Origin of the sequence: Actinospica sp., from assembly GCF_035552695.1 — a bacterium.
GTDB lineage: Bacteria > Actinomycetota > Actinomycetes > Streptomycetales > Catenulisporaceae > Actinospica.
The window spans coordinates 48627-56923 of the sequence record NZ_DASZKT010000002.1 but is presented as its reverse complement, the minus strand read 5'-3'; the positions used below and the strand labels follow the sequence as shown (position 1 = coordinate 56923).

Sequence of the window (8297 nt, the reverse complement as noted above, 5' to 3'; positions counted from 1 at the left end):
CTCGCCGCGAACGCCGACATGCTGGTGATCGAGTCGACGTTCCTCACCTCGGAAGCCGCCTTGGCCGCCGAGCACGGCCATCTGACGGCGCGCCAGGCCGCGAGCGTGGCCGAGCAGTGCGGCGTGCGCGCCCTGGTGCTGACGCACTTCTCACAACGCTACCCGGACCTCGGCCGCTTCGAACGGGAGGCCCGTGAGGTGTACACCGGCGAACTGTACGTCGCCGAGGATCTGATGCGGATTCCGTTCCCGAAGCGGGCCGCGGAATAGCGCGAGCGGCCGACCGCGCACCGGTCGGGTGCGCGGTCGGCCGCTCGGTCCGAGGAGCCGGGTCAGCTCAACGTTCGACCTTCTTGAAGGTCAGCGAGACCAGCACGGTGAGCGCTGCGAAGACCGCGGCGGCGGTCAGCGCGGCGTGCTCGCTGCTGAGCAGCGCGGTGGCCGGGTGGCTGCGCGCGGAGTTGCTGGCGATGGTGACCAGGATGGCGATGCCGAGGCTGACGCCGGTCTGCTGCAGGGTCTGCATCGTGCCGCCCGCCGCGCCCGCGTCCTCCGGGCGCACCGAGTGCATGATCACGACCATCAGCGGGCTGAACGCCATGCCCATGCCCAGGCCCATCACCACCATCGGCCAGAACAGGCCGGGGAAGTACGCGGTGTGCTCGCCGACCCGGGTGAAGCCGGCCAGGCCGACCACCAGCAGGACCGTGCCGGCGATGGTCAGCGGCTTGGGGCCGAAGCGCGGCAGCAGCCGCGGGATCAGCCGGGACATGGTGAACACCAGGGTGGCCATCGGCAGGAACGCGAAGCCGGTGCGCACCGGGCTGTAGTGCAGCACGTCCTGCAGGTACTGGGTGAGGAAGAAGAAGCTGCCGAAGCCGGCGGCCGGGCCGACGAAGTAGTTGGCGTACGCGGCGGCCCGGTTGCGGTCGCGGAACAGGTGCAGCGGGAGAAGCGGGTGCTGGGCCGCGCCCTGCAGCACGATGAACGTGCCGATCAGCGCGAGGCCGACGGCGATCGGGGCGACGGTCAGGGTCTGGCCCCAGCCGTTGGACGCGGCGTGGATCAGGCCGTACACCAGCGAGCCGACGCCGAGGGTCGCGGCGATCGCGCCGGAGACGTCGAGCTTGGTCTCGTGCCGCGGCGGCTGCTTCAGGAAGCGCGGGGCGAGCACGGCGGCGACCAGGCCGAAGGGCACGTTGATGAACAGCACCCAGCGCCACGAGGCGGCCTCGGTGAGCACGCCGCCGAGGATCAGGCCGATCGCGAAACCGGCCGAGGACATGCCCGCGAACAGCGACAGCGCGCGCACCCGGGCCTTGGGGTCGGTGAAGGTGCTGTTGAGCAGCGCGATGGCGCTCGGTCCGGCGGCGGCGGCGCCGACGCCCTGGGCGACGCGCGCGGCGAGCAGCCAGGCGGCCGAGGTGGCGAAGCCGCCGGCCAGCGAGGCGACCGTGAACAGCACGATGCCCCAGGTGAACAGCTTCCGGCGGCCGTACAGGTCGCCGAGGCGTCCGCCGAGCAGCAGCAGGCCGCCGAACGTGAGGGTGTAGGCGTCCAGCACCCAGGCGAGTGAGGACTGGCTGAAGTGCAGGCCGGTCTCGATGCGGGGCAGCGCCACGTTCATCACCGTGGCGTCGACCATCAGCATGAGCTGGCAGGTCAGGATGATCGCCAGGGCTAGCCCGGGCCTCGACCTCGGTTCGGGGCGTGGCCTGGCATCGTGGCCGGGGTCGGCGGCCGCGACGGGCAGAACGGGCTTTTGCAGGGTGCCTTCGGACACGACAGGCTCCAAGGTAGCGAAAGAAGGGGAAGTGGAGGTACTCTCCACTTAGCGGTGATTGAGACTATACGGAGACCGTCTCCGGTTAGTCAAGCGAAAACGGAGACGATCTCCGGCTGCTGTGAGGAGTCCAGGATGCGTGCGGACGCGCGACGCAACTACGAGGCGCTGATGGCCGCCGCCCGTGAGCTGTTTCTCGAGCAGGGGCCCGACGCCCCGCTCGACGAGGTGGCCAAGCGGGCGGGCGTCGGCGCGGGCACGCTGTACCGGCACTTCCCCTCGCGCAACGACCTGGTCGCGGCCGTCTACGTGGCCGACATCGAGGCGATGTGCGACGCGGCCGAGAAGCTGGTCTCCGAGGCGGACCCCAGCTCCGCGCTCGGCGGGTACATGGACCTGCACCTCGAGTTCAGCATGCGCAACAGCGGCATCAAGAAGGCGATCCGGGAGATGCTCGCGGACGGCGACACCCGGCCGGGCCTCACGCTGTGCAAGACGCGGATGTACGACGTCGCCGGGGACACGCTCGCGCTCGCGCAGGACGCGGGAGTCGCGCGCAAGGACCTGGACTCCGCCACGTTCCTGCGCATGCTGCACGGCATCACGCTGGCCTGCGAGGACAACCCGGAGATGGCCCCGGCGATGCTGCAGGTGATGAAGGCGGGCGTGCTCAGCGCCAAGCAGTCGGTGTAGTCGGCGCGCGGCGGCCGGCGCGCCGCGGCGTCCACCGTTCGGCACACCCGGCATGCCCGGCGCCGCGTCGGCCGTAGCCTGAAAGGGTGAGGTCAGAAGAGCTCCTGGGACCGCTGTTCGAGCAGGTCCCGGTCGGCCTGCTCGCGGTGCGGCCGGACGGGACGGTGCTGCTGGCGAACCAGTGGATGCTGGAGTTCTTCGAGCCGTTCACCGTCGACCCGGACTCACGGCTGATGCGGGTGGACTGGCGGCGGATCTCGCTGCCGGACGGGCGCCCGGTGCCGCCGGGCACGCTGCCGCCGGAGCGCTGCCTCCTGGAGCGCCGGCAGGTCGGGCGGCAGGAGTACCTGTACCACGGCATCGCCGGCGACCGGTCGATCTCGATCGACGCGGTCCCGGTCCTCGACGCGGACGGCACGATCATCGCGTACGCCTCCACGATCGTCGACGAGACCACGAATCGGCGCTTCCTGGACCAGCTCGGCGAGATCCAGCGGGAACTCGACACGCATGTCAGGGAACTGAACCGGGTGCACCGGCTGATCGAGCGGCTCTCCAGCCGGTCCGAGCTGCACGAGCTGCTGGCCGAGACGGCCGAGGTGGTCGCCGAACTGGACGGCGCGGACCTGGTCGGGATCTTCCTGGAGCACGGCGGCGAGCTGCGCATGGCCGCGAGCTGCGGCATGAGCGCCGAGCAGATCCGGATCGTCAACGAGGTCGAGTCCAAGGACCTCTACACCTCGCGCCGATCGCTGCTCGGCCTGCCGACCACGCTCGTGGACGTGCACACCGAACCGGGGCTGCCGCCCGCGTACCGCAAGGCGTTGCGCGCGCTGGGGGCGGAGTCGGTCTACAGCATCCCGCTGCCCTCGGCCGACGGCACCGTGCTCGGCTCGGTCGTCTCCGTCTTCCGCTCCGTGCGGATGCCGAGCCCGCACCAGCGGCAGCTCGTGGAGACCTGCGGCCGCATCGTCGCCCAGCTGATCATCAATGCCCGGGTACGCGCGCGGGACCGGGACGTGGCGGTCGCGCTGCAGCGCAGCATGATGCAGTCGCGGCTGCCGGAGGTCGGCTGGGGCGAGCTCGCCACGTACTACCGCGCGGGCTCGACCGGCATGTACGTCGGCGGCGACTGGTTCCACGCCGCACGGCTGACGGACGGCAGGCTCAGCCTCGTGATCGGCGACGTCGTCGGCCACGGCATCGACGCGGTCGGCACGATGGGCCGGATGCGCTCCGCCGTGCGCGCCTACACGCTGCCCGCCGAGGGCACCGCTCCCCCGGGGCCGCTCGAGCTGGCCACGCTGCTCGACCACTGGTGCGTCGCGACGGACTACGGGCTCACGTCGACGGCCTGCTTCGCCGACATCCGGCCGGACACCCGCAGGTGCACGCTCGCCAGCGCCGGCCATCTGCCCCCGCTGGTCGTCGATCCGCGCGCCATCCCCCGCTTCACCCACACCGACGCGCTCGGCGCGCCGCTTGGCCTGCTGTCGGAGGGGGCTCAGCCCACTGAGATCTCGTTCCATCTGCCGCCGGGCGCGACCCTGCTGCTGTACACCGACGGTCTCGTCGAGCGGCGCGGCGAGGACCTCACCGACGGCCTGGCGCGGCTGGCGGAGGTCGCCATGCGCGAACTGCGCAACGCCGAAACCGACGGCGGCGACGATCTCGCCGCCGCCTGCGCCCGCATCGCGCAGGCCTGCGCCCCCGAGTCCGCGACCGCCGACGACGTGGCGATGATGGCGTTCCGGATGCGCCGCTGATGGCGTTTCCGTTTACGACCAGCTAGGATCTGGCGAGTCTTGAGAGCGCTTAAGGGCGCGTCAATTCATGTTTCGCGCCCGGTTTCCGGCCGATCAATTCTGAACGAAACTTGAAATCCGTTGGCAGGACGAGGATGACTTCCGAACTATCGCTGAACCGTCTCGCACCGTTGACTCCGAACGCCTGGCTGCGCTACGACGTCATCCAACGCATGATGCCCCCGGGTGTCACCGACGTGCTGGAGATCGGCTGCGGCCAGGGGGCGCTCGGCGCACGCCTGTCCGCGCGGTACCACTACGTCGGCCTCGAGCCGGATCCGGAATCGTTCGCCGTGGCCGAGGGGCGGTTCGCGCGGCTGGAGAACGGTCAGGTGCGCAATGCGTCGGTCGCGACGCTGGCGCCGGAGGACCGCTTCGATCTGGTGTGCGCGTTCGAGGTTCTCGAGCATATCGAAGACGATGAGAAGGCCCTGACACAATGGGCGGAGCATTTGCGCCCGGGCGGCTGGCTGCTGCTGTCGGTTCCGGCCCACCAGCGACGATATGCCGCGGCGGACGAAGCCGTCGGGCACTTCCGGCGCTATGACCCCGATAAGCTGGCCGAACTCGTCCGGAACATCGGCTTCGAGGATGTCAAGGTGCGTGAATACGGCGCGCCGCTGGGTTACCTGCTGGAGTTCGGCAGGAACGCCATCAGCCGCCGCAAGCTCAAGAAGCTGAACGACGCCAGCATGGAGCAGCGCACGGGTGCGTCGGGCCGGCTGTTCCAGCCGGCGAATCCGGCGGTGTCCGCGCTCACCCACTACGGCACCGCGCCGTTCCGCTATCTGCAGCGCGGATTCCCGCACGGGCCGGGCGTCGTCGTGCGGGCGAAGCGCCCCTAGGCCGTCGGCTCGCCGCCGCGCCATTCGGCGGTGATGACGGGGCCGCGTTCGTGCAGCAGTGCGCGGGCGGTTTCGAGCAGCACCGGGCGGGCGAACAGGAAGCCCTGGGCGTATTTGCAGCCGGCCTCGGCGAGCAGTTCGCGCTGCTGCTCGGATTCGAGGCCCTCGGCGACGACGTAGAGGCCGAGCGAGTCGGCGATCCGGATGATGCCGCGCACCAGGTCCATCCGGCGCGGGGAGACGGTGATCTCGTCGATGAACGACTTGTCGATCTTCAGGGCGTCGAACGGCAGGTCGTGCAGGTAGCTGAGCGACGAGTACCCGGTGCCGAAGTCGTCGATGGCCAGGCCGACGCCGAGGCCCTTGAGCGCGTTGAGGTCGTGCGGGCCGTCCTCCTCGGCGTGCCGCATCAGGGCGCTCTCGGTCAGTTCGACGATCAGCGCGTCGGGGCCGATCCCGGCGTCGGCGAGGCCGGCGGCGATGTCGGCCGTCAGGCCGGGGACGGAGAACTGGCGCGCGGAGACGTTGACCGCGACCCGCACGTCCCCGGCGCCGGGTCCGGCGCGCAGTTCGGCGGCGGCCTGGGCCGCGCTGGCGATGATCCAGCGGCCGAGCGGGACGATCAGGCCGGTCTCCTCGGCGAGCGGGATGAACTTGTCCGGGGTGATCAGGCCGCGCGTCGGGTGCGGCCAGCGCACCAGCGCCTCGAAGGACGCGATCTGCCCGGTGCCGAGGTCGACGACGGGCTGGTAGCGCAGTTCCAGCAGGCCGGCGCTGATCGCGGCCTGCAGGTCGCTGTGCAGTTGGGCGTGTTCGAGGCGGGCCTGCAGCATCTGCGGGGCGTAGCAGCGGATCGAGTCGCGGCCGGCCGCTCTGGCCGCCTCCAGGGCGAGCCGGGCGTTGCGGATCACGTCCTCGGTGCGGGTCTCGCCGGAGGCCGTGGCGACGCCCACGCAACTGGTCAGCCGCACCTGCCCGGCGGGCAGCGAGAAGGGCTCCGACACGACGCGCGCCACCTGCTCGGCGAGTTCCAGGCAGGCGCCGGGCGACGCGTCACGCAGCTCGAAGAGCACCGCGAACGCGTCGGATTCGAAGCGCGCGGCCTCCAGCACTCCCGGAGCCTGGGCCAGCCGGTTGCCCGTGGTGATCAGGATGAGGTCGCCGAACTCCCGGCCGTGCACCTCGTTGAGTTCGCGGAAGCTGTCGAGGTCCAACTGCACGACGGTCGGTACCGCCGCGTCCGGGCGGACGGTGGCCATCGCGAGCTCGACCCGGCGGGTGAACTTGAGCCGGTTGCCCATGCCGGTCAGCCGGTCGTGGTACGCGTGGTGGCGCAGGTCGCGCTCCAGCCTGCGGCGCGCGGTCACGTCCCGCAGCGTGAGCACGAGCGCCTGGACGGTCGGTTCTGCGCGCAGGTCGGAGCAGGCGACCTCGAGTTCCAGCCGCCCGGCGCCTGAGCGGTCGAGGATCCAGTCCGTCCGCGTCGCGGCGCCGCCGCGGCCGGGCGGTTCGGCGAGCGCCTTGCCGACCCACGCCGCGTTGTGCGCGCCGAACAGGTCCGCGAGATCGAGGGCGGTGGGGTCGGGTTCGCGGAAGAGCGCGGCGGTGGACGGGCTGGCGTACCGGACGTGGCCGGACTGGTCGACCAGCACGATCGCGTCCGAGGCGTCGTCGACCAGGGCGCGGAAGTAGGCCTCGTTGTCGCGGCGGCTGATCTCGCGGGTCAGGCCGAGCCGGCTGAGCGCCAACGAGGCCTGGGACGCGAGGATGCGCAGCTGGCCGAGCCGTTCGCCGAGGCCCACCGGGCCCTGGGCGACGCCGAGGGCGAGCGGGGCGGGAGCGCCGGCCTCCTCGGCGGCGTGGCCGAGGGTGGCGTGCGGGTCCGCGCCGAAGCACGCGTCGACCCACTCCTCCGGGTTCGCGCCCTCGACCCGCTCGGCCTCGCGTGCCGGCGACGTCGGCACCGACGCGAACGCCGTTGACGGGAGATGCGGCATGTGGGGCGTGTGGGGTGTGTGGGGCGCTTCGTTCGCGAGGGTGAGCAGTTCGTCGTCCCCGGCCGCGGCGGCGACGGCGATCCGCGGGTCGCCGGGCCCGGCGAGCACACTCGCGGCGTCCAGCACGGTGCCGAGGATCTCGCGCGCGTCGTTGGCCGCGACGAGCCGGTCGGCGGCGGCGCCGAGGACCTGTTCGGCGCGCAGCCGGGCGTCGGCCTGGGCGAGCGCGAGGCTGAGCCGGGCGACCAGCAGCAGCGCGATCACCGTGCCGAACACCGCGATCACGGCCCCTTCGCCGGGCTGGTCGATGGCGGTAGCCAGCGCGACGGCGACGGCCGGGGCGATCGCCGCGATCGCGAGCAGCGCGGAGCGGCGCGGCGGCGGGGTCCGCGGGACGGTCACGATCGGCTGCACGATCGCGGCGGCCGAGGGGCTGAGCGCCGCGGCGCCCCAGCAGACCAGGCCCACGGTCCACACCGTCGTCTGCCCGATGCCGAGCCCCGAGTCGCGCTCGACCCGGATCGCGTCGAGCTCGACGAGGCTGAACAGCACGTCGGCGGCGAGCATCATGACCGTGCCGACCAGCAGCAGCCACACGGCGGCGGGCGCGCGCGCGGGAACGGGGTAGAGCAGCCGGCCGAGGACGACGAGGATGAACGCGTCTCCGAGCGCGAAGGTGACCGCGTAGGCGCGCACGGTCGTCGAGGGCAGCGACTGTCCGGCGAGCGGCACGACCAGCAGCGTCCAGGTGAACAGGCTCAGGCCGGCGAGCACGATCAGCGTGTCGACCAGCCGGGCCCACAGCACGAGCGGGCTGCCGCGCATCGCGATGACGAGCACTGCGATCGCGGCCAGCGGGAACGCGCCGCAGGTGAGGAAGTCGACCGTGGACGGGACGGTGATCTCGCCGCGCAGGTCGTCGCCGAGCACGACGTAGTTGCTGGCGAGCAGCAGCAGTCCGGCGAAGGCGAGCAGCCGCCAGGCGGGCAGCCGGTCGAGGCGGCTGAGCGCGGGTCCCACGGAGATCGCGCCGATCGCCGCGACCCCGACGAGGAGCCAGATGACGGCGCGGCCGAGCGGCGGGAACAGCGGGCAGACCAGCAGCAGGCAGGCCTCGAAGGCCAGGTACCAGCGGAGCGCGGGCCGGGCACGCATGCCTCAAGCTTGCGCCCTT

At 71.9% G+C, this 8297-nt stretch carries 5 protein-coding genes and 1 pseudogene; 4 read left to right on the top strand and 2 right to left on the bottom strand.

The window, feature by feature from the left end; genetic code table 11:
* Window positions 1-270, top strand: a pseudogene (locus VG296_RS00495) (ribonuclease Z); the annotation flags it as partial.
* A 67-nt stretch (window positions 271-337) separates the two neighbouring features.
* On the opposite strand, the gene VG296_RS00490 reads toward VG296_RS00495, so the two are convergent.
* Entirely contained in the window at window positions 338-1783 is a 1446-nt protein-coding gene (locus VG296_RS00490) for an MFS transporter (RefSeq protein WP_325561805.1), read from the bottom strand.
* A 135-nt stretch (window positions 1784-1918) separates the two neighbouring features.
* Between VG296_RS00490 and VG296_RS00485 the strand changes: the two genes are divergently transcribed.
* The 3 genes from VG296_RS00485 to VG296_RS00475 all read left to right on the top strand — a co-directional run bounded on the left by VG296_RS00485 (window position 1919) and on the right by VG296_RS00475 (window position 5126).
* Window positions 1919-2476: a helix-turn-helix domain-containing protein gene (locus VG296_RS00485; protein WP_325561803.1), complete on the top strand. Its 558-nt coding sequence runs from the start codon at window positions 1919-1921 to the stop codon at window positions 2474-2476.
* A gap of 86 nt (window positions 2477-2562) precedes the next feature.
* Complete coding sequence (locus VG296_RS00480; protein WP_325561801.1) at window positions 2563-4242, top strand: SpoIIE family protein phosphatase; 1680 nt, start codon at window positions 2563-2565, stop codon at window positions 4240-4242.
* Between the two features lie 134 nt (window positions 4243-4376).
* Entirely contained in the window at window positions 4377-5126 is a 750-nt protein-coding gene (locus tag VG296_RS00475; protein WP_325561799.1) for a class I SAM-dependent methyltransferase, read from the top strand.
* Here the strand turns inward: VG296_RS00475 and VG296_RS00470 are convergent.
* Window positions 5123-8278 carry a putative bifunctional diguanylate cyclase/phosphodiesterase gene (locus VG296_RS00470; protein WP_325561797.1) on the bottom strand — a complete coding sequence of 1052 codons (3156 nt, stop codon included), beginning with the start codon at window positions 8276-8278 and terminating at the stop codon, window positions 5123-5125. The genes VG296_RS00475 and VG296_RS00470 overlap by 4 nt on opposite strands.
* Between the last annotated feature and the right edge of the window lie 19 nt (window positions 8279-8297).